The organism is Salmonella sp. GDC200615, assembly GCF_050574145.1.
Lineage (GTDB): Bacteria > Pseudomonadota > Gammaproteobacteria > Enterobacterales > Enterobacteriaceae > Salmonella > Salmonella enterica.
In genome coordinates, this window is the sequence record NZ_CP192247.1 from 1,336,356 (window position 1) to 1,356,702 (window position 20,347).

General features: G+C 57.2%; 19 protein-coding genes and 3 pseudogenes. 18 read left to right on the top strand and 4 right to left on the bottom strand.

What is annotated here, in order from left to right:
* The first annotated feature begins 246 nt into the window (after window positions 1-246).
* The 18 genes and pseudogenes from maeB to eutR all read left to right on the top strand — a co-directional run bounded on the left by maeB (window position 247) and on the right by eutR (window position 17,733).
* On the top strand, window positions 247-2,526 hold the full coding sequence (gene maeB / locus ACQ29O_RS06125) for an NADP-dependent oxaloacetate-decarboxylating malate dehydrogenase (protein ID WP_000344299.1): 2,280 nt from the start codon (window positions 247-249) through the stop codon (window positions 2,524-2,526).
* A gap of 416 nt (window positions 2,527-2,942) precedes the next feature.
* On the top strand, window positions 2,943-3,278 hold the full coding sequence (gene eutS, locus ACQ29O_RS06130; RefSeq protein WP_001031445.1) for an ethanolamine utilization microcompartment protein EutS: 336 nt from the start codon (window positions 2,943-2,945) through the stop codon (window positions 3,276-3,278).
* 12 nt (window positions 3,279-3,290) lie between these two features.
* A complete protein-coding gene (gene eutP / locus ACQ29O_RS06135) occupies window positions 3,291-3,770 on the top strand; it encodes an ethanolamine utilization acetate kinase EutP (RefSeq protein ID WP_000820751.1) in 480 nt (159 codons plus the stop codon).
* Window positions 3,748-4,437 carry an ethanolamine utilization acetate kinase EutQ gene (gene eutQ, locus ACQ29O_RS06140; RefSeq protein ID WP_000733864.1) on the top strand — a complete coding sequence of 230 codons (690 nt, stop codon included), beginning with the start codon at window positions 3,748-3,750 and terminating at the stop codon, window positions 4,435-4,437. The genes eutP and eutQ overlap by 23 nt, the downstream gene beginning before the upstream one ends.
* On the top strand, window positions 4,434-5,237 hold the full coding sequence (gene eutT, locus ACQ29O_RS06145) for an ethanolamine utilization cob(I)yrinic acid a,c-diamide adenosyltransferase EutT (RefSeq protein ID WP_000997654.1): 804 nt from the start codon (window positions 4,434-4,436) through the stop codon (window positions 5,235-5,237). Before eutQ ends, eutT begins: the two co-directional genes overlap by 4 nt.
* Window positions 5,234-6,250, top strand: a complete 1,017-nt coding sequence (pta, locus tag ACQ29O_RS06150) for a phosphate acetyltransferase (RefSeq protein WP_045161669.1) — start codon at window positions 5,234-5,236, stop codon at window positions 6,248-6,250. The genes eutT and pta overlap by 4 nt, the downstream gene beginning before the upstream one ends.
* A gap of 40 nt (window positions 6,251-6,290) precedes the next feature.
* A complete protein-coding gene (gene eutM / locus ACQ29O_RS06155) occupies window positions 6,291-6,581 on the top strand; it encodes an ethanolamine utilization microcompartment protein EutM (RefSeq protein WP_000387716.1) in 291 nt (96 codons plus the stop codon).
* A gap of 112 nt (window positions 6,582-6,693) precedes the next feature.
* Window positions 6,694-6,981, top strand: coding sequence for an ethanolamine utilization microcompartment protein EutN (gene eutN, locus ACQ29O_RS06160; protein ID WP_001522340.1), 288 nt, complete (start codon window positions 6,694-6,696; stop codon window positions 6,979-6,981).
* Between the two features lie 11 nt (window positions 6,982-6,992).
* Entirely contained in the window at window positions 6,993-8,396 is a 1,404-nt protein-coding gene (locus ACQ29O_RS06165; RefSeq protein WP_001075646.1) for an aldehyde dehydrogenase family protein, read from the top strand.
* A gap of 10 nt (window positions 8,397-8,406) precedes the next feature.
* Window positions 8,407-9,246, top strand: a complete 840-nt coding sequence (gene eutJ, locus ACQ29O_RS06170) for an ethanolamine utilization protein EutJ (RefSeq protein ID WP_000929667.1) — start codon at window positions 8,407-8,409, stop codon at window positions 9,244-9,246.
* Complete coding sequence (eutG, locus tag ACQ29O_RS06175; RefSeq protein WP_001147505.1) at window positions 9,236-10,423, top strand: ethanolamine utilization ethanol dehydrogenase EutG; 1,188 nt, start codon at window positions 9,236-9,238, stop codon at window positions 10,421-10,423. The genes eutJ and eutG overlap by 11 nt, the downstream gene beginning before the upstream one ends.
* A gap of 119 nt (window positions 10,424-10,542) precedes the next feature.
* Window positions 10,543-11,769 (top strand): annotated as a pseudogene (gene eutH / locus ACQ29O_RS06180) (ethanolamine utilization protein EutH).
* Window positions 11,766-13,169, top strand: a complete 1,404-nt coding sequence (eutA, locus tag ACQ29O_RS06185) for an ethanolamine ammonia-lyase reactivating factor EutA (RefSeq protein ID WP_001097531.1) — start codon at window positions 11,766-11,768, stop codon at window positions 13,167-13,169. The pseudogene eutH and the gene eutA overlap by 4 nt, the downstream one beginning before the upstream one ends.
* Window positions 13,170-13,180: 11 nt before the next feature.
* Window positions 13,181-14,542 carry an ethanolamine ammonia-lyase subunit alpha gene (gene eutB, locus ACQ29O_RS06190; RefSeq protein ID WP_000769992.1) on the top strand — a complete coding sequence of 454 codons (1,362 nt, stop codon included), beginning with the start codon at window positions 13,181-13,183 and terminating at the stop codon, window positions 14,540-14,542.
* A gap of 18 nt (window positions 14,543-14,560) precedes the next feature.
* A complete protein-coding gene (gene eutC / locus ACQ29O_RS06195) occupies window positions 14,561-15,457 on the top strand; it encodes an ethanolamine ammonia-lyase subunit EutC (RefSeq protein ID WP_000372354.1) in 897 nt (298 codons plus the stop codon).
* A gap of 9 nt (window positions 15,458-15,466) precedes the next feature.
* The gene (eutL, locus tag ACQ29O_RS06200; protein WP_001111056.1) at window positions 15,467-16,126 is read left to right on the top strand and encodes an ethanolamine utilization microcompartment protein EutL; all 660 of its coding nucleotides are present in this window, start codon (window positions 15,467-15,469) and stop codon (window positions 16,124-16,126) included.
* A gap of 12 nt (window positions 16,127-16,138) precedes the next feature.
* Window positions 16,139-16,633, top strand: a complete 495-nt coding sequence (gene eutK, locus ACQ29O_RS06205; RefSeq protein ID WP_020936857.1) for an ethanolamine utilization microcompartment protein EutK — start codon at window positions 16,139-16,141, stop codon at window positions 16,631-16,633.
* Window positions 16,634-16,680: 47 nt separating this feature from the next.
* A complete protein-coding gene (gene eutR / locus ACQ29O_RS06210) occupies window positions 16,681-17,733 on the top strand; it encodes an HTH-type transcriptional regulator EutR (RefSeq protein WP_000753671.1) in 1,053 nt (350 codons plus the stop codon).
* 166 nt (window positions 17,734-17,899) lie between these two features.
* Here the strand turns inward: eutR and ACQ29O_RS06215 are convergent.
* The 4 genes and pseudogenes from ACQ29O_RS06215 to amiA all read right to left on the bottom strand — a co-directional run.
* Window positions 17,900-18,106, bottom strand: a pseudogene (locus ACQ29O_RS06215) (DUF1963 domain-containing protein); the annotation flags it as partial.
* Window positions 18,107-18,181: 75 nt separating this feature from the next.
* Window positions 18,182-18,511, bottom strand: a complete 330-nt coding sequence (locus ACQ29O_RS06220) for a hypothetical protein (RefSeq protein WP_001194343.1) — start codon at window positions 18,509-18,511, stop codon at window positions 18,182-18,184.
* A 20-nt stretch (window positions 18,512-18,531) separates the two neighbouring features.
* Window positions 18,532-19,431 (bottom strand): annotated as a pseudogene (hemF, locus tag ACQ29O_RS06225) (oxygen-dependent coproporphyrinogen oxidase).
* 2 nt (window positions 19,432-19,433) lie between these two features.
* A complete protein-coding gene (amiA, locus tag ACQ29O_RS06230) occupies window positions 19,434-20,303 on the bottom strand; it encodes an N-acetylmuramoyl-L-alanine amidase AmiA (RefSeq protein ID WP_000102880.1) in 870 nt (289 codons plus the stop codon).
* Window positions 20,304-20,347 lie beyond the last annotated feature (44 nt).

A 20,347-nucleotide genomic window follows, 5' to 3' on the forward strand; every position in this document is an offset into this window, starting at 1 on the left:
TGTTAGATGAGTGTGTTGATTCACACTTCTGAAAGATTGATACACTACATAACCAAAAAGCATAGCAGACAGGCATGGTATTGCTGGTATAAGCAGGTAACATGGCCGTTATAAGTTGATAACAAACTCTTGCGCCGCGTCGTGATAGTTTGCAGACCTTCAAAGTTTGTGTTGCGCAGTACGGTGATAATGTGCGGCGCACCAGGCCGCGTCACTTTTTGAACGATACGTGAAAGGAACAACAAAATGGATGAGCAGTTAAAACAAAGCGCCCTTGATTTCCACGAATTTCCGGTACCCGGTAAAATTCAGGTTTCTCCGACTAAGCCCCTTGCCACCCAACGCGATCTGGCGTTGGCTTACTCGCCAGGCGTGGCGGCGCCCTGCCTGGAAATCGAAAAAGATCCGCTGGCAGCCTACAAATACACCGCGCGCGGCAACCTTGTCGCGGTCATTTCCAACGGTACAGCGGTGCTGGGGTTAGGCAACATTGGCGCGCTGGCCGGCAAGCCGGTCATGGAAGGCAAAGGCGTTCTGTTTAAAAAATTCGCCGGCATTGATGTGTTTGACATTGAAGTCGATGAGCTTGACCCGGACAAATTTATCAATGTGGTCGCAGCGCTGGAGCCGACTTTTGGCGGCATTAACCTCGAAGACATTAAAGCGCCGGAATGTTTCTATATTGAACAGAAACTGCGCGAGCGCATGAACATCCCGGTTTTCCATGACGATCAGCACGGAACGGCGATCATTAGTACGGCCGCCATTCTTAATGGTCTGCGAGTCGTAGAGAAAAATATTTCCGACGTACGGATGGTCGTCTCCGGCGCAGGGGCGGCGGCAATCGCTTGTATGAACCTGCTGGTCGCGTTGGGGATGCAAAAGCACAACATCGTGGTGTGCGACTCTAAGGGCGTTATTTACAAAGGCCGTGAGCCGAATATGGCGGAGACCAAAGCGGCCTATGCGGTAGACGACAGCGGCAAGCGCACGCTGGATGAGGTCATTGACGGCGCGGATATTTTCCTCGGCTGTTCAGGCCCGAAAGTGCTGACTCAGGAGATGGTGAAGAAAATGGCCCGCGCGCCAATGATTCTGGCGCTGGCTAACCCGGAACCGGAAATTCTGCCGCCGCTGGCGAAAGAAGTGCGTCCGGACGCCATCATCTGTACCGGTCGTTCCGACTATCCGAACCAGGTGAACAACGTATTGTGCTTCCCGTTTATCTTCCGCGGCGCACTGGACGTCGGCGCGACGGCGATCAACGAAGAGATGAAACTGGCGGCGGTCCGTGCGATTGCCGAGCTGGCGCACGCCGAACAGAGCGAAGTGGTGGCCTCGGCCTATGGCGATCAGGACCTGAGCTTTGGGCCGGAATACATTATTCCGAAACCGTTTGACCCGCGTCTGATTGTCAAAATCGCTCCGGCGGTCGCGAAAGCGGCAATGGATTCCGGCGTGGCGACGCGCCCGATTGCTGACTTTGATGCCTATATCGATAAACTGACCGAGTTTGTCTACAAAACCAACCTGTTCATGAAGCCGATCTTCTCGCAGGCACGCAAAGATCCGAAGCGCGTAGTGCTGCCGGAAGGGGAAGAGGCGCGCGTGCTGCACGCAACCCAGGAGTTGATAACCCTGGGACTGGCGAAGCCCATCCTGATCGGACGTCCGAGCGTGATCGAAATGCGTATCCAGAAACTGGGGCTACAGATCAAAGCGGGCGTTGATTTCGAGATCGTGAATAATGAATCCGATCCGCGCTTCAAAGAGTACTGGAGCGAGTATTACCAGATCATGAAGCGTCGCGGGGTAACTCAGGAACAGGCGCAGCGTGCGATGATCGGCAACCATACGGCCATTGGCGCGATCATGGTGCAGCGTGGGGAAGCGGATGCGATGATCTGCGGCACCATCGGCGACTACCATGAGCATTTCAGCGTCGTGAAAGCCGTCTTTGGCTACCGTGACGGCGTGCATACGGCAGGGGCGATGAACGCCTTACTGCTGCCAAGCGGCAACACTTTTATCGCCGATACTTATGTTAACGAAGATCCCACGCCGGAACAGTTGGCGGAGATCGCCGTAATGGCGGCGGAAACCGTTCGCCGCTTTGGTATTGAGCCGAAAGTCGCGCTGTTGTCGCACTCTAACTTTGGTTCCTCAAATTCGCTGTCCGCCAGCAAAATGCGCGAAACCCTTGAGCGGGTACGCGAACGAGCGCCCGATCTGATGATTGACGGTGAGATGCACGGTGATGCGGCGTTGGTGGAAAGTATTCGTAATGACCGGATGCCGGATAGCCCGCTGAAGGGAGCCGCCAATATTCTGGTGATGCCGAATATGGAAGCCGCCCGCATTAGTTACAACTTACTACGCGTCTCCAGTTCCGAAGGCGTCACGGTCGGCCCGGTCCTGATGGGCGTGTCTAAACCGGTACATGTATTAACGCCGATCGCCTCTGTACGCCGTATCGTGAATATGGTGGCGTTAGCGGTAGTTGAAGCGCAAACCACGCCGCTTTAATAACGTATTACTCTCTCTTCTGGCGCAGGTTCTCCTGCGCTTTTTTTATGCGCCGCTGGGCTTCGCCATGGCATGAAAGGCTCGAGTGGGGATATTCTGGAACCTATTGCGTTACCCCTACTTATTTCACTGAATCTGTACTATGCACAAATCGAGTGATACGCATTATTTTTATCAATAATAGTAATATAAAGAATAGTCGGTGGGTATTTATTGCGGAACAGGCTTAAATTCAGAATGACGCCTGAAAATGTGATGCACCACGATATTTATCGTTAACACCTTCGACAGAAGTCCCTTTTATTTTCTTTCTCTTAGTGATCTACCTCACCTTTTACATCACCTTGCCGAATTTTGTTATTTACTCCGACAAAAAATTGCCACGATGACGGCAGTTTCAGTGGAGACGGTGAGCAATGAATAAAGAACGCATTATTCAGGAATTTGTGCCGGGCAAACAGGTCACTCTGGCGCATCTCATTGCGCACCCTGGTGAAGAACTGGCGAAAAAGATCGGCGTTCCCGATGCTGGCGCGATTGGCATTATGACCTTAACGCCGGGGGAAACGGCGATGATCGCTGGCGATTTAGCGATGAAGGCTGCGGATGTACACATCGGTTTTCTCGACAGATTTAGCGGCGCGCTGGTGATTTATGGCACCGTCGGCGCAGTAGAAGAAGCGCTATTACAGACGGTCAGCGGGCTGGGGCGATTATTAAACTTTACCCTGTGTGAGTTAACAAAAAGTTAATTGGTGGCGGTAATGAAACGTATTGCTTTTGTCGGCGCGGTCGGTGCCGGAAAAACAACGCTTTTTAACGCGTTACGGGGAAATTATTCCCTCGCCAGAAAAACGCAGGCCGTGGAATTTAATGATCATGGCGATATCGATACGCCGGGTGAATATTTTAGCCATCCCCGTTGGTATCACGCCTTAATTACCACGTTGCAGGATGTGGACACGCTGATTTATGTCCACGCGGCAAACGATAAAGAAAGTCGCTTACCTGCCGGGTTATTGGATGTTGGAACCCGTAAACGACATATCGCCGTTATCAGCAAAACGGACATGCCGGATGCCGACGTCGCCGCTACGCGGCAGTTGCTTTGCGAGATTGGATTCCGGGAGCCGATTTTCGAGCTCAACGGCCACGACCCGCAAAGCGTGCGGCAGTTGGTGGATTATCTGGCGGCTCTCAGTGAACAGGAGGAAGAGGCAGGTGAAAAAACTTATCACAGCTAACGATATTCGTGCGGCCCACGCCCGCGGCGAACAGGCGATGTCGGTAGTGCTGCGCGCCAGCATTATTACCCCGGAGGCTCGCGAAGTGGCGGAACTACTGGGCTTCACGATTACCGAATGCGACGAGTCCGTTCCGGCATCCACATCGGCGCAGGCGTGTAAAAACGAAAGCCAGCGCATTCGGGAAGCCATCATCGCGCAGCTCCCGGAAGGGCAGTTTACTGAAAGCCTGGTGGCGCAGTTGATGGAAAAAGTGCTGAAGGAAAAGCAGTCGTTGGAACTGGGGACGATGCAGCCGAGCTTTACCTCCGTCACGGGTAAAGGCGGCGTGAAAGTCATTGACGGCAGCAGCGTGAAATTTGGCCGCTTCGACGGCGCCGAACCGCACTGCGTCGGCTTAACCGATCTGGTTACAGAGCAGGACGGCAGCAGCATGGCCGCCGGGTTTATGCAGTGGGACAACGCCTTTTTTCCGTGGACGCTGAACTACGACGAAATCGACATGGTGCTGGAGGGCGAACTGCACGTACGCCATGAAGGCGAAACCATGATTGCCAAAGCCGGAGATGTCATGTTCATCCCTAAAGGCTCCAGCATTGAATTTGGCACGCCAACGTCCGTGCGCTTTCTGTACGTCGCCTGGCCTGCGAACTGGCAATCCGTATGAACGATTTCATCACCGAAACGTGGCTCAGAGCGAATCATACGCTCAGCGAAGGATCGGAGATCCATCTGCCCGCTGATGCACGACTGACGCCCTCGGCCCGGGAACTGCTGGAAAGTCGCCGCCTGCGCATTAAGTTTCTGGATCCGCAAGGCAGGCTGTTTGTCGATGATGACGAACAGCAGCCGCAGCCGGTACATGGCTTAACCAGTAGCGATACGCACCCACAGGCCTGCTGTGAACTGTGCCGCCAGCCGGTGGTGAAAAAGCCCGATACGCTGACCCATCTGACGGCGGACAAAATGGTCGCCAAAAGCGACCCGCGCCTCGGCTTTCGCGCCGCGCTCGACAGCGCCATCGCGCTGACCGTGTGGCTACAAATCGAACTGGCGGAACCCTGGCAGCCGTGGCTTTTCGATATCCGCTCGCGGCTGGGCAACATTATGCGCGCCGACGCTATAGATGAACCGCTGGCGGCGCAGGCGATCGTCGGGCTCAACGAGGATGAGCTGCATCGGCTTTCCCACCAGCCGCTGCGCTACCTCGACCACGATCACCTAGTGCCGGAGGCCAGCCACGGTCGCGATGCGGCGCTGCTTAATCTGCTGCGAACCAAAGTCCGCGAAACGGAAACCCTTGCCGCACAAGTGTTTATTACCCGTAGTTTTGAGGTCTTGCGCCCGGACATTTTACAGGCGCTGAACCGTCTCTCCAGCACGGTTTACGTGATGATGATTTTGAGCGTGGCGAAACATCCGCTGACGGTCGCCCAAATTCAACAACGGTTGGGAGAGAAGCCATGATCATTGAACGCGCCCGCGAACTGGCGGTACGCGCCCCCTCCAGAGTCGTCTTTCCTGATGCGCTGGACGAACGCGTGCTGAAAGCGGCGCATTACCTGCAACAGTACGGTCTGGCTCGCCCCGTTCTGGTCGCCAGCCCGTTTGCGCTGCGTCAGTTTGCCCTGAGTCATCGTATGCCGATGGATGGCATTCAGGTCATCGACCCACACAGCAACCTGAGTATGCGCCAGCGTTTTGCGCAACGCTGGCTTGCCCGCGCCGGAGAAAAAATGCCGCCGGACGCAGTGGAAAAGCTTAGCGACCCGCTGATGTTCGCTGCCGCCATGGTGAGCGCCGGTGAGGCTGATGTGTGTATCGCAGGCAACCTGTCGTCAACGGCGAATGTGCTGCGCGCAGGGCTGCGGGTGATTGGCCTGCAACCTGGGTGCAAAACATTGTCGTCTATTTTCCTGATGCTGCCGCAGTATGCCGGTCCGGCATTAGGGTTCGCCGATTGCAGCGTAGTACCGCAGCCGACGGCGGCGCAGCTGGCGGATATCGCTATCGCCAGCGCCGACACCTGGCGGGCCATTACCGGCGAAGAGCCGCGCGTGGCGATGCTGTCATTTTCAAGCAACGGCAGCGCCCGTCACCCCAATGTCGCCAACGTGCAGCAGGCGACAGAGCTCGTTCGCGAACGTGCGCCGCAACTGCTTGTGGACGGTGAATTGCAGTTTGACGCCGCTTTCGTCCCGGAGGTCGCCGCGCAAAAAGCGCCTGACAGCCCGCTGCAAGGCCGCGCCAACGTGATGATTTTCCCGTCGCTGGAGGCGGGCAATATTGGCTACAAAATCGCTCAGCGTCTGGGAGGCTATCGCGCTGTTGGGCCGCTAATTCAGGGGCTTGCCTCGCCGCTTAACGACCTCTCCCGAGGCTGTAGCGTGCAGGAAATTATCGAACTGGCGTTGGTGGCAGCCGTGCCGCGCCAGGCTGACGTGAGCCGCGAACGCAGCTTACACACACTGGTTGAATGAACGGTCCCGTTCTGGACCCCTTTAATGAGAGGAAAACACGATGGAAGCATTAGGAATGATTGAAACCCGGGGCCTGGTTGCGCTGATTGAGGCCTCCGATGCGATGGTAAAAGCCGCGCGCGTGAAGCTGGTCGGCGTGAAGCAGATTGGCGGTGGCCTGTGTACGGCCATGGTGCGTGGCGACGTGGCGGCGTGCAAAGCCGCAACCGATGCTGGCGCCGCTGCGGCGCAGCGCATTGGCGAGCTGGTCTCCGTACACGTGATTCCACGCCCGCACGGCGATCTGGAAGAAGTGTTCCCGATCAGCTTCAAAGGCGACAGCAACATTTGATGGTAGGCCGGATAAGACGCGCAGCGTCGCCATCCGGCATGAATGCGCGCCATTGCCTGATGGTGCGCAGATTCAAGGCCTACGACCCAACGGGCAATCCATGGAGGCGGATATGAAACTGGCAGTCGTCACAGGACAAATCGTATGTACCGTCCGCCATCAGGGACTGGCGCATGACAAATTGCTGATGGTGGAAATGATCGATGCCCAGGGCAACCCCGACGGGCAGTGTGCCGTCGCTATCGACAGTATCGGGGCGGGAACCGGAGAGTGGGTACTGCTGGTCAGCGGCAGTTCCGCGCGCCAGGCGCATCGCAGCGAATTATCACCGGTCGATCTGTGCGTCATTGGCATCGTCGATGAAGTGGTGGCTGGCGGGAAAGTGGTTTTCCATAAATAGGACTGAACATCATGAATCAACAGGATATTGAACAGGTGGTGAAAGCGGTGCTGCTGAAAATGAAAGACAGCAGCCAGCCGGCCAGTACTGTTCATGAGATGGGCGTTTTTGCCTCCCTGGATGACGCAGTGGCGGCAGCAAAACGGGCCCAGCAGGGGCTGAAGAGCGTGGCGATGCGCCAGCTTGCCATTCATGCCATTCGCGAAGCGGGCGAAAAACACGCCCGAGAATTAGCGGAACTTGCCGTCAGCGAAACCGGCATGGGACGCGTTGACGATAAATTTGCCAAAAACGTGGAGCAGGCGCGCGGCACGCCGGGCGTCGAGCGTTTATCTCCGCAGGTGCTGACCGGCGATAACGGCCTGACGCTGATTGAAAATGCGCCGTGGGGCGTGGTGGCCTCGGTCACGCCGTCCACCAATCCGGCGGCGACGGTGATTAATAACGCCATCAGCCTGATTGCCGCAGGCAACAGCGTCGTGTTTGCCCCGCATCCGGCGGCGAAAAAGGTCTCTCAGCGGGCAATCACTCTCCTCAATCAGGCGGTGGTCGCCGCCGGTGGCCCGGAAAATTTGCTGGTCACCGTGGCGAACCCGGATATCGAAACCGCCCAGCGGTTGTTCAAATATCCCGGTATTGGCCTGCTGGTGGTGACTGGCGGCGAAGCGGTGGTGGACGCGGCGCGCAAACATACTAATAAACGCCTGATTGCCGCCGGTGCCGGCAATCCCCCGGTGGTGGTGGATGAGACCGCCGACCTGCCGCGCGCCGCACAATCCATCGTCAAAGGCGCATCGTTTGATAACAACATCATCTGCGCCGACGAAAAAGTGCTGATTGTGGTGGATAGTGTCGCCGACGAGCTGATGCGTCTGATGGAAGGTCAGCACGCGGTGAAACTGACCGCCGCTCAGGCCGAACAGCTCCAGCCGGTGCTGCTGAAGAATATCGATGAACGCGGCAAAGGTACCGTCAGCCGTGACTGGGTCGGTCGTGACGCGGGCAAGATTGCCGCAGCCATCGGCCTGAACGTCCCGGATCAAACGCGCCTGCTGTTTGTGGAAACGCCAGCTAACCATCCGTTTGCCGTCACTGAAATGATGATGCCGGTACTGCCGGTGGTGCGGGTCGCCAACGTCGAAGAAGCCATCGCCCTGGCGGTTCAGCTTGAAGGCGGTTGCCACCATACGGCGGCGATGCACTCGCGCAATATCGACAACATGAACCAGATGGCGAACGCCATCGACACCAGCATTTTCGTCAAAAACGGGCCGTGCATTGCCGGGCTTGGATTGGGCGGAGAAGGCTGTACCACCATGACTATCACTACGCCAACCGGCGAAGGCGTGACCAGCGCACGTACCTTTGTGCGGCTGCGTCGATGCGTGCTGGTGGATGCGTTTCGCATTGTATAAGGGATGACTCATGGCGCACGACGAACAACTCTGGCTCACCCCAAGACTGCAAAAAGCGGCGGCCCTGTGTAACCAGACGCCCGCCGCCAGCGACGCGCCGCTGTGGCTGGGCGTCGATTTGGGCACCTGCGACGTGGTGTCGATGGTGGTCGACGGCAACGCCCAGCCGGTGGCGGTGTGCCTTGACTGGGCCGACGTTGTGCGTGACGGCATCGTCTGGGATTTCTTCGGTGCCGTCACCCTCGTGCGCCGCCATCTCGACACCCTTGAACAGCAGCTCGGCTGCCGCTTCACCCACGCGGCGACCTCGTTCCCACCGGGTACTGACCCGCGTATTTCGATCAACGTGCTGGAGTCTGCTGGGTTAGAAGTCAGCCACGTACTGGATGAACCGACGGCGGTGGCGGATCTGCTGGCGCTTGATAATGCAGGCGTGGTGGATATTGGCGGCGGCACTACCGGCATTGCCATCGTCAAACAGGGCAAGGTGACTTACTCCGCCGATGAAGCCACTGGCGGGCACCATATCTCCCTGACGCTGGCGGGTAACCGACGTATTCCCCTGGAAGAGGCGGAACAGTACAAGCGCAGCAACGCGCAGGAGATTTGGCCGGTAGTGAAGCCGGTGTACGAAAAGATGGCGGAAATCGTCGCTTGCCATATTGCCGGGCAGGGAGTGACAGATTTATGGCTGGCGGGCGGTTCCTGTATGCAGCCGGGCGTGGAGGCGTTATTTCGCCAGCGTTTCCCGGAGTTACAGGTGCATTTACCGCAGCACAGCCTGTTTATGACCCCGCTGGCGATAGCCAACAGCGGGAGAGCGAAAGCGGAGGGACTCTATGCAAGCTGAACTACAGACGGCGCTGTTTCAGGCATTCGACACCCTGAATCTGCAACGGGTGAAAACGTTCAGCGTACCGCCGGTCACGCTGTGCGGACTTGGGGCGCTCGGCGCCTGCGGCCAGGAAGCGCAAGCGCGAGGCGTAAGCCATCTGTTTGTGATGGTCGACAGCTTCCTGCATCAGGCGGGAATGACCGCGCCGCTGGCACGCAGCCTGGCGATGAAAGGCGTGGCGATGACAGTCTGGCCGTGTCCGCCAGGCGAGCCGTGCATCACCGACGTTTGCGCGGCGGTGGCGCAACTGCGTGAGGCGGCGTGCGACGGCGTAGTGGCCTTTGGCGGCGGTTCGGTGCTGGACGCGGCGAAAGCGGTCGCCCTGCTGGTGACTAACCCTGACCAGACGCTGAGCGCCATGACCGAGCGCAGCACATTACGCCCGCGTCTGCCGCTGATTGCGGTGCCGACCACCGCCGGAACCGGTTCTGAAACCACCAACGTGACGGTGATTATCGACGCGGTCAGCGGGCGCAAGCAGGTGCTGGCACACGCGTCACTAATGCCGGACGTGGCGATTCTTGATGCTGCCGTGACCGAAGGCGTTCCGCCAAACGTGACGGCGATGACCGGTATCGATGCGTTGACGCATGCGATTGAGGCCTACAGCGCGCTCAACGCCACGCCGTTTACCGACAGCCTGGCGATTGGCGCGATAGCGATGATTGGCAAATCGCTGCCGAAAGCCGTGGGTTACGGCCACGATCTGGCGGCGCGTGAAAATATGTTGTTGGCCTCCTGTATGGCGGGAATGGCCTTTTCCAGCGCCGGTCTGGGGCTGTGTCACGCGATGGCGCACCAGCCAGGGGCGGCGCTGCATATTCCGCACGGCCAGGCCAACGCCATGCTGCTACCGACGGTCATGGGCTTTAACCGGATGGTTTGCCGCGAACGCTTCAGTCAAATCGGTCGGGCGTTAACCAATAAGAAATCGGACGATCGCGATGCGATTGCAGCGGTGAGCGAGCTGATTGCCGAAGTGGGCCAGAGCAAACGGCTGGCTGACGCTGGCGCCAAACCCGAACACTACAGCGCGTGGGCGCAAGCCGCGCTGGAGGATATTTGTCTGCGCAGTAACCCACGCACCGCCACACAGGCACAGATTATCGACCTGTACGCGGCTGCCGGGTAATGCCTGTAGGCCGGATAAGGTGCTCGCACCGCCATCCGGCAATAACACGGCGTTAATGCCGGAGGCGACGTAAACGTCTTATCCGGCTTACAAATCAAAAATGACAGGGAGTAGGGGCTATGGGAATTAACGAAATCATCATGTACATCATGATGTTCTTTATGCTGATTGCCGCCGTGGACAGGATCCTGTCGCAGTTCGGCGGGTCGGCGCGCTTCCTCGGTAAATTTGGCAAGAGTATCGAGGGGGCTGGCGGCCAGTTTGAAGAGGGCTTTATGGCGATGGGCGCGCTGGGACTGGCGATGGTCGGTATGACCGCGCTGGCGCCGGTGCTGGCGCATGTACTGGGGCCGGTTATTATCCCGGTATACGAAATGCTGGGCGCGAACCCATCCATGTTCGCGGGTACGCTGCTGGCCTGTGATATGGGCGGATTCTTCCTCGCCAAAGAGCTGGCCGGCGGTGATGTCGCGGCGTGGCTATACTCAGGGTTAATACTTGGGTCGATGATGGGGCCGACCATTGTGTTCTCCATTCCGGTGGCGCTCGGCATTATCGAACCGTCTGACCGCCGCTACCTGGCGCTTGGCGTACTGGCGGGTATCGTCACCATTCCCATTGGCTGCATTGCGGGGGGATTGATCGCCATGTACTCAGGCGTGCAGATCAATGGTCAGCCAGTGGAGTTTACCTTCGCGCTGATCCTGATGAACATGATCCCGGTATTGATTGTCGCGGTGCTGGTAGCGCTGGGGCTGAAGTTCATCCCGGAAAAAATGATCAACGGTTTCCAGATTTTCGCCAAATTTCTGGTGGCGCTGATCACCATCGGTCTGGCGGCTGCGGTGATTAAATTCCTGTTGGGCTGGGAGTTGATTCCGGGGCTCGACCCGATCTTTATGGCGCCAGGCGACAAACCTGGCGAAGTGATGCGCGCCATTGAAGTGATCGGCTCTATCTCCTGCGTGCTGCTCGGCGCGTATCCGATGGTGCTGTTACTGACCCGCTGGTTTGAAAAACCGTTGATGAATGTCGGTAAGCTGCTGAACGTAAATAATATTGCGGCGGCAGGCATGGTGGCGACCCTGGCGAACAATATCCCGATGTTCGGCATGATGAAGCAGATGGATACCCGCGGCAAAGTGATTAACTGAGCATTTGCCGTCTCTGCGGCATTCGCGCTGGGCGACCATTTAGGCTTCGCCGCTGCCAACATGAACGCCATGATCTTCCCGATGATTGTCGGCAAGCTGATCGGCGGCGTGACGGCGATTGGCGTGGCGATGATGCTGGTGCCGAAAGATGACGCCGCCCAGGTGAAAACCGAAGCGGAGGCGCAATCGTGAACACTCGCCAGCTACTGAGCGTCGGTATCGATATCGGCACCACCACCACGCAGGTGATCTTCTCGCGCCTGGAGTTGGTTAACCGTGCGGCGGTGTCGCAGGTGCCGCGCTACGAATTCATCAAACGCGACATTAGCTGGCAAAGCCCGGTCTTCTTTACGCCCGTGGATAAGCAGGGCGGTCTGAAAGAGGCCGAACTTAAAGCGCTGATTCTGGCCCAGTATCAGGCCGCAGGCATCGCGCCTGAATCGGTGGACTCAGGGGCTATCATTATCACCGGCGAAAGCGCCAAAACCCGCAACGCCCGTCCGGCGGTCATGACGCTCTCGCAGTCGCTGGGCGACTTTGTGGTCGCCAGCGCCGGGCCGCATCTGGAATCGGTCATTGCCGGTTACGGCGCCGGAGCGCAAAGCTTGTCTGAGCAGCGGATGTGCCGGGTGCTGAATATTGATATCGGCGGCGGCACGTCTAACTACGCGCTGTTTGACGCGGGAAAAGTCAGCGGCACCGCCTGCCTTAACGTCGGTGGTCGCCTGCTGGAAACCGATGCTCAGGGGCGCGTGGTTTATGCCCATCAGCCGGGGCAGATGATTATCGATGAGGTGTTCGGTTCGGGTACTGATGCTCGCGCCTTAGCTGCCGCACAGTTGGGACAGGTGGCGCGGCGGATGGCGGATCTCATCGTCGAGGTTATCACTGGCGCGCTCTCGCCGCTGGCGCAATCGCTGATGCAAACCGGGCTGCTGCCCGCCGATATTACGCCAGAGGTGATCACCCTTTCCGGTGGGGTAGGTGAATGCTACCGCAACCAACCTGCCGATCCGTTCTGCTTTTCTGATATCGGGCCGCTGCTGGCGACCGCGCTGCATGAGCACCCGCGTCTGCGCGAGATGAACGTGCAGTTTCCGGCGCAAACCGTGCGCGCCACGGTGATTGGCGCGGGGGCCCATACGCTGTCGCTTTCCGGCAGTACTATCTGGCTGGAAGACGTCCAACTGCCGCTGCGCAACCTGCCGGTGGCGATCCCGCAGGATGACGCCGATCTGGTGAACGCCTGGAGGCAGGCGCTTCTCCAGCTTGATCTCGACCCGCAAACCGACGCTTACGTGCTGGCGCTTCCCGCCACGCTTCCGGTGCGTTACGCCGCATTACTCACGGTCATCAACGCGCTGACGGCTTTTGTCGCGCGTTATCCCAATCCACATCCCCTGCTGGTGGTGGCCGAGCAGGATTTTGGTAAAGCGCTGGGCATGTTATTGCGCCCACAGTTACCGCAACTTCCGCTGGCGGTCATCGATGAGGTGGTCGTGCGGGTGGGAGACTATATCGACATTGGTACGCCTCTTTTTGGCGGATCGGTTGTGCCGGTGACGGTGAAATCACTCGCATTTCCTTCCTGAGGGAACGACTTATGAAACTAAAGACCACATTGTTCGGCAATGTTTATCAGTTTAAGGATGTAAAAGAGGTACTGGCTAAAGCCAACGAACTGCGTTCGGGGGATGTGCTGGCCGGGGTTGCCGCGGCAAGTTCGCAGGAGCGCGTAGCGGCAAAACAGGTACTGTCGGAAATGACGGTGGCGGATATCCGCAACAATCCGGTGATTGCCTATGAAGAGGACTGCGTGACGCGCCTGATTCAGGATGACGTCAACGAAACGGCCTATAACCGGATTAAAAACTGGAGCATCAGCGAACTGCGCGAATACGTACTGAGCGATGAAACCTCCGTGGACGACATCGCGTTTACCCGCAAAGGGCTGACCTCCGAAGTGGTGGCGGCAGTAGCGAAAATCTGCTCCAACGCTGACCTGATCTACGGCGGCAAGAAAATGCCGGTGATCAAAAAAGCCAATACCACCATCGGTATTCCGGGCACCTTTAGCTGCCGTTTGCAGCCGAACGATACCCGTGACGATGTACAGAGTATCGCCGCGCAAATCTACGAAGGGCTTTCTTTCGGCGCAGGCGATGCGGTGATCGGCGTTAACCCGGTGACCGATGACGTGGAGAACCTGACCCGCGTGCTCGACACCGTTTACGGCGTTATCGATAAATTCAATATTCCGACCCAGGGCTGCGTGCTGGCGCATGTCACCACCCAGATTGAAGCGATTCGCCGCGGCGCGCCGGGCGGACTGATTTTCCAGAGCATTTGCGGCAGCGAGAAGGGCTTAAAAGAGTTCGGCGTCGAGCTGGCTATGCTCGATGAAGCGCGGGCCGTGGGGGCGGAGTTCAACCGCATCGCCGGGGAAAACTGCCTGTACTTTGAAACCGGACAGGGCTCGGCGCTGTCGGCTGGCGCGAACTTTGGTGCCGACCAGGTGACAATGGAAGCGCGTAACTACGGACTGGCGCGCCACTACGATCCGTTCCTGGTGAACACCGTGGTGGGCTTTATCGGGCCGGAATATCTCTACAACGACAGGCAGATTATCCGCGCCGGTCTCGAAGATCACTTTATGGGCAAGCTGAGCGGCATCTCGATGGGCGGCGACTGCTGCTATACCAACCATGCCGACGCCGACCAGAACCTTAACGAAAACCTGATGATTCTGCTCGCCACTGCCGGCTGTAACTACATCATGGGGATGCCGCTCGGCGACGACATCATGCTCAACTACCAGACCACCGCTTTCCACGATACCGCCACCGTCCGTCAGTTGCTGAATTTACGGCCGTCGCCGGAGTTTGAACGCTGGCTGGAAACGATGGGCATTATGGCAAACGGTCGTCTGACCAAACGGGCGGGCGATCCGTCACTGTTCTTCTGATGACGCGGGGATAACACCATGGATCAAAAACAGATTGAAGAAATTGTACGTAGCGTGATGGCGTCAATGGGACAGGACGTACCGCAGCCCGTCGCGCCGTCAACGCAGGAAGGCGCAAAGCCGCAGTGCGCCGCGCCGACGGTGACCGAAAGCTGCGCGCTGGATTTAGGTTCCGCAGAGGCAAAAGCCTGGATTGGCGTCGAGAATCCGCATCGTGCGGACGTGCTGACCGAACTGCGTCGCAGTACTGCGGCACGCGTCTGTACGGGGCGTGCCGGGCCGCGTCCGCGCACCCAGGCGCTGTTGCGCTTCCTGGCGGATCACTCCCGTTCGAAAGATACCGTGCTCAAAGAAGTGCCGGAAGAGTGGGTAAAAGCGCAAGGGCTGCTGGAAGTGCGTTCGGAGATCAGCGACAAAAACCTGTACCTGACGCGCCCGGATATGGGGCGTCGTCTGAGCCCGGAAGCCATTGACGCGCTGAAGTCGCAGTGCGTGATGAACCCGGATGTGCAGGTAGTGGTCTCCGATGGCCTCTCTACGGATGCGATCACCGCCAACTATGAAGAGATCCTGCCGCCGCTGCTTGCTGGTCTGAAGCAGGCCGGGCTGAACGTCGGCACGCCGTTCTTTGTGCGCTATGGCCGTGTGAAGATTGAAGATCAGATTGGCGAAATTCTCGGCGCGAAGGTCGTCATCCTGCTGGTGGGCGAACGTCCGGGGCTGGGGCAGTCGGAAAGCCTCTCCTGCTACGCGGTCTATTCCCCGCGCGTGGCGACCACCGTCGAGGCCGACAGAACCTGTATTTCAAACATTCATCAGGGGGGGACGCCGCCAGTAGAAGCCGCCGCCGTGATTGTGGATTTGGCCAAACGGATGCTGGAGCAGAAAGCGTCCGGCATCAACATGACCCGTTAAGGAGACATCATGCCTGCATTAGATTTGATTCGACCTTCAGTGACTGCCATGCGCGTGATTGCCTCCGTGAATGACGGCTTTGCGCGGGAACTTAAATTACCGCCACATATACGTAGCCTCGGACTCATCACGGCAGATTCTGATGATGTGACCTATATTGCCGCTGACGAAGCGACCAAACAGGCGATGGTGGAAGTAGTCTATGGCCGCTCCCTCTATGCCGGGGCGGCTCACGGGCCGTCGCCTACCGCTGGTGAGGTGTTGATTATGCTGGGCGGACCGAACCCGGCGGAAGTGCGCGCCGGTCTGGATGCAATGGTCGCCAGCATTGAAAACGGCGCGGCGTTCCAGTGGGCGAACGATGCGGAAAATACCGCATTCCTGGCGCATGTGGTTTCGCGTACCGGCTCGTACCTCTCGTCTACCGCAGGTATCGCGCTGGGCGATCCGATGGCCTATCTGGTGGCGCCGCCGCTGGAAGCGACATTCGGCATTGACGCGGCGATGAAATCCGCTGACGTTCAACTGGTGACTTACGTGCCGCCGCCGTCGGAAACCAACTATTCGGCCGCGTTCTTAACGGGAAGCCAGGCCGCGTGTAAAGCCGCCTGCAACGCCTTTACCGACGCCGTGCTGGATATTGCCCGTAACCCTGTCCAGCGTGCGTAACGGAGGCTGCCAATGATCAATGCCCTGGGATTACTGGAAGTGGACGGAATGGTCGCCGCCGTCTATGCGGCGGATGCCATGCTGAAAGCGGCCAACGTGCGTTTGCTCAGTCATCAAGTGCTCGACCCTGGCAGGCTCACGCTGGTGGTGGAGGGCGATCTGGCGGCGTGTCGTGCGGCGCTGGATGCCGGAAGCGCCGCCGCGCAGCGCACAGGCAGTGTGATTAGTCGCAAAGAAATTGGTCGTCCGGAAGAGGACACCCAGTGGCTGATTGGCGGGTTTGCGCGTGCGACAACGCCGACTGAGAAAGCGCCCCAGGCACCCGCAACGCCTGAGTTCGCTGAGGCGTTACTGGCGCTGCTGGCATCAGTACGCCAGGGAATGACGGCGGGAGAGGTTGCCGCGCATTTTGGCTGGCCGCTGGAGCAGGCCAGAAACGTGCTGGAACAACTCTTTTCTGACGGAGCGTTGCGTAAACGCAGTAGTCGCTATCGCATCAAAAATTAATCTGTCGGAGGGCCGGGCGTCCTGGCGGGCGTCCGGCATAGAAGATCATGAAAAAGACCCGTACAGCGAATTTGCACCATCTTTATCATGAAGCGTTACCCGAAGACGTTAAACTTACGCCCAGAGTCGAGGTGGACAATGTTCATCAGCGACGGACGACGGATGTCTATGAACATGCTCTGACTATCACCGCCTGGCAGCAGATCTACGATCAGTTACACCCGGGTAAATTTCATGGCGAGTTCACGGAAATCCTGCTTGATGAGATTCAGGTGTTCCGTGAATACACCGGCCTGGCGCTGCGTCAGTCGTGTCTGGTTTGGCCAAACTCTTTCTGGTTTGGTATTCCGGCGACGCGCGGCGAACAGGGATTTATCGGCGCGCAGGGGCTCGGCAGCGCCGAGATTGCCACCCGACCGGGAGGCACCGAGTTTGAACTGAGTACGCCGGATGATTACACCATTCTGGGCGTCGTTATCTCGGAAGATGTTATTTCCCGTCAGGCCACGTTTTTGCATAACCCGGAAAGGGTGCTGCATATGCTACGTAACCAGTTAGCGCTGGAGGTAAAAGAGCAGCATAAAGCGGCGCTGTGGAGCTTTGTGCAGCAGGCGCTGGCCACCTTTAGCGAGAGTCCTGAAACCCTGCATCAACCTGCGGTGCGTAAGGTCTTGAGTGATAATTTGTTGCTGGCGATGGGCACGATGCTGGAAGAGGCGAAGCCGATTCATAGCGCCGAAAGCATCAGCCATCAGGGATATCGTAGGCTACTGTCGCGGGCGCGGGAATATGTGCTGGAAAATATGTCGGAGCCGCTGACGGTGCTCGACTTATGTAACCAGCTACACGTAAGCCGTCGCACGCTGCAAAATGCGTTTCACGCCATTTTGGGCATTGGCCCCAATGCGTGGCTGAAACGTATTCGCTTAAACGCGGTACGCCGGGAACTGATTAGCCCGTGGTCGCAGAGCGCCACGGTGAAAGATGCCGCGATGCAGTGGGGATTCTGGCATTTGGGGCAATTTGCCACCGATTATCAGCAATTATTTGCCGAAAAACCGTCGTTGACGCTGCATCAACGGATGCGGCAATGGGCTTGATATTGATGGGTAGGCTCTCCGGTTGCTGATAACGTGCGCGTGTCGGGAATTGCCCGGTGGCGGCTGGCGCCTTACCGGGCCTACGGATACGCTGCTGTCTGTGGTTGGTAGCCCGGACAAGGCGCGCCAGCGCCGCCTCCGGGGAAGCGCGCGCAATTTTGTCTCCGCAGATAAACCCGTAAAGCATCCCATCGGCATATTTCTCAATATCTTCATAACTTATTTGTGCGAGGAACATCATCGTTTGCGCGCACGTTGGGCACGTTGGATATTCCGCATCCTGAACCCAGGCCGGGTGGCCGCCGAGCTGTGAGAAGGTCGTGGGTGAATTAGGAACGGCCGTGGCGAAAACGGTGTTATATGCCGTACAACACTACCAGGTCAGAATGCGAATTACCGAATTCTTTATCTACAATGAACTCGTTTATTTCTACGAGCCTGCTTTTATTCAACGACCAACCGGATAGGCGATAAACAAACCGGCTATCGTCAAAATACATGCCAGTAGGCATAGCAAGATACAGTTAACGCTTTTACGCGGAATATGAATAATAAAGCAGAGTAATGCTATCAGGGCCATGACCACAGGGATGGTCACCATATTGATAACCAGAAGCACGATCAGACCGAAGCTCACCCCTCCGCTATGAGGGATGAATATTCTTTCTTCAAAATATATTTCTAGCGTAATGGCAAGCAGGCAGCCAATAAAACTTATACCCAGATGGGGATGCCATTTGGCGTCACTGGTTACTACTTTCCGTGTATTTGTTTGCATTGTTTTACTTTATAAATAAGTTAAATCCAGTCGCGTACCTGAATAAACTCGCTCAGCGCCGCTTCCGGGCTACCCGCTTCCGGCTGCCAGTCGTACTCCCAGCGCACCAGCGGCGGCATCGACATCAGGATAGATTCAGTGCGCCCGCCGGTTTGCAGACCAAACAGGGTGCCTCTGTCCCATACCAGATTGAACTCCACGTAGCGACCGCGGCGATAAAGTTGAAAATTACGCTCCCGCTCTCCCCAGACCATCGCTTTGCGTCGTTCGACAATCGGTAAATACGCCTAGGTGTAGCCGTTACCGACCGCCTGCATAAAAGCAAAACAGTGGTCGAAATCCGGCGTATTCAAATCGTCAAAAAACAGGCCGCCGATACCGCGCTGCTCGTTACGATGCTTGAGGAAAAAGTAGTCATCGCACCACTTTTTATAACGCGGATACACATCGTCACCAAACGGCTGGCACAGGTCGCGGGCGGTGCGGTGCCAGTGAACGGCATCCTCTTCAAAGCCGTAGTAGGGCGTTAAATCGAACCCGCCGCCAAACCACCATACCGGATCGGCGCCCGGTTTTTCGGCAATAAAAAAGCGCACGTTAGCATGGCTGGTGGGAATATACGGATTGTGCGGATGCACCACCAGCGATACGCCCATCGCTTCAAAGCTACGCCCGGCGAGTTCTGGCCGATGCGCGGTGGCGGACGCGGGCATTGCATCGCCGTGAACGTGAGAGAAATTAACGCCCGCCTGTTCGAAAATCCCGCCGTTGCGTAATACCCGGCTGCGTCCGCCACCGCCCGCTTCGCGTCGCCAGCTATCTTCGACAAAGTTTGCGCCATCCACAGCGGATAACTTTTGGCAAATATCATCCTGCAGGCGTAGCAGAAACTGTTTTACGTGATGTGCATCGGGTTTCATGATTACCGTTTCTTCGTGTGTGCTTTCTGATTATCAAACCAGTGAAAATAACTGATGATGCCGTTGGCGATCGCCGTAGCGATTTTCTGGCGAAACGCCGTCGTGCCCAGCAGGCGTTCTTCTTCCGGATTGGTAATAAACGAGGTTTCGACCAGCACCGACGGAATTGACGGTGATTTTAGCACCACGAAAGCCGCTTGTTCGGTAGTGCGGCTGTGTAATTTATGTATAGGTTTGATTTTCTTGAGAATATGCGAACCCAGCGTCAGACTGTTTTTAATCGTATCGGTTTGCACCAGATCAAACAAAACTTGTTGTAATAGATGATCCCGGTCAGTGGCTTTTTTACCCGCCACTTCGTCCGCGCGGTTTTCACGCTCGGAGAGATACTTCGCCATGGCGCTACTGGCCCCGCGGTTGGAAAGCGCAAAAACGGAAGCGCCCGCTGCTTTCGGGTTAGTAAAACCATCGGCATGAATAGACATAAACAGATCCGCACCGTGCTTATGGGCGATTTCCACCCGATCGTACAGCGGAATAAAGGTATCCCCTGTCCGGGTTAAACGCGCATCGATTCCGTGATTTCGCAAAATAGCGCGCACGTTTTTGGCAATTGCCAGTACGACGTGTTTTTCCTGAGAACCGTTGCGGCCAATCGCGCCGGTATCGATGCCGCCGTGTCCGGGGTCGAGCATCACCAGCCGTTTACTGCCGGTTTTTTTGGTTTTGGGTTTGCTGTGACCATTACTGGTTTTTAGCGTTTCTTCTTTGGCTATTGCGTGCGACATACCTGACAGCGTCAGGGCCGCCAGACCTGTTTTGAGTACCTGGCGGCGCGATGTGAGAGTTTTTAGGAGTTTAAAAGTGCTCATACGGCCTGAGTTGTGAAAATTAAGTTCAAGATGTTATATCGTAT

Excerpts from the sequence above, each read along its gene's own strand:
- maeB (WP_000344299.1), top strand. The coding sequence starts at position 247 with ATGGATGAGCAGTTAAAACAAAGCGCCCTTGATTTCCACGAATTTCCG.
- eutS (WP_001031445.1), top strand. The coding sequence starts at position 2,943 with ATGAATAAAGAACGCATTATTCAGGAATTTGTGCCGGGCAAACAGGTC.
- eutP (WP_000820751.1), top strand. The coding sequence starts at position 3,291 with ATGAAACGTATTGCTTTTGTCGGCGCGGTCGGTGCCGGAAAAACAACG.
- eutT (WP_000997654.1), top strand. The coding sequence starts at position 4,434 with ATGAACGATTTCATCACCGAAACGTGGCTCAGAGCGAATCATACGCTC.
- pta (WP_045161669.1), top strand. The coding sequence starts at position 5,234 with ATGATCATTGAACGCGCCCGCGAACTGGCGGTACGCGCCCCCTCCAGA.
- eutM (WP_000387716.1), top strand. The coding sequence starts at position 6,291 with ATGGAAGCATTAGGAATGATTGAAACCCGGGGCCTGGTTGCGCTGATT.
- eutN (WP_001522340.1), top strand. The coding sequence starts at position 6,694 with ATGAAACTGGCAGTCGTCACAGGACAAATCGTATGTACCGTCCGCCAT.
- ACQ29O_RS06165 (WP_001075646.1), top strand. The coding sequence starts at position 6,993 with ATGAATCAACAGGATATTGAACAGGTGGTGAAAGCGGTGCTGCTGAAA.
- eutJ (WP_000929667.1), top strand. The coding sequence starts at position 8,407 with ATGGCGCACGACGAACAACTCTGGCTCACCCCAAGACTGCAAAAAGCG.
- eutG (WP_001147505.1), top strand. The coding sequence starts at position 9,236 with ATGCAAGCTGAACTACAGACGGCGCTGTTTCAGGCATTCGACACCCTG.
- eutB (WP_000769992.1), top strand. The coding sequence starts at position 13,181 with ATGAAACTAAAGACCACATTGTTCGGCAATGTTTATCAGTTTAAGGAT.
- eutC (WP_000372354.1), top strand. The coding sequence starts at position 14,561 with ATGGATCAAAAACAGATTGAAGAAATTGTACGTAGCGTGATGGCGTCA.
- eutL (WP_001111056.1), top strand. The coding sequence starts at position 15,467 with ATGCCTGCATTAGATTTGATTCGACCTTCAGTGACTGCCATGCGCGTG.
- eutK (WP_020936857.1), top strand. The coding sequence starts at position 16,139 with ATGATCAATGCCCTGGGATTACTGGAAGTGGACGGAATGGTCGCCGCC.
- eutR (WP_000753671.1), top strand. The coding sequence starts at position 16,681 with ATGAAAAAGACCCGTACAGCGAATTTGCACCATCTTTATCATGAAGCG.
- ACQ29O_RS06220 (WP_001194343.1), bottom strand. The coding sequence starts at position 18,511 with ATGCAAACAAATACACGGAAAGTAGTAACCAGTGACGCCAAATGGCAT.
- amiA (WP_000102880.1), bottom strand. The coding sequence starts at position 20,303 with ATGAGCACTTTTAAACTCCTAAAAACTCTCACATCGCGCCGCCAGGTA.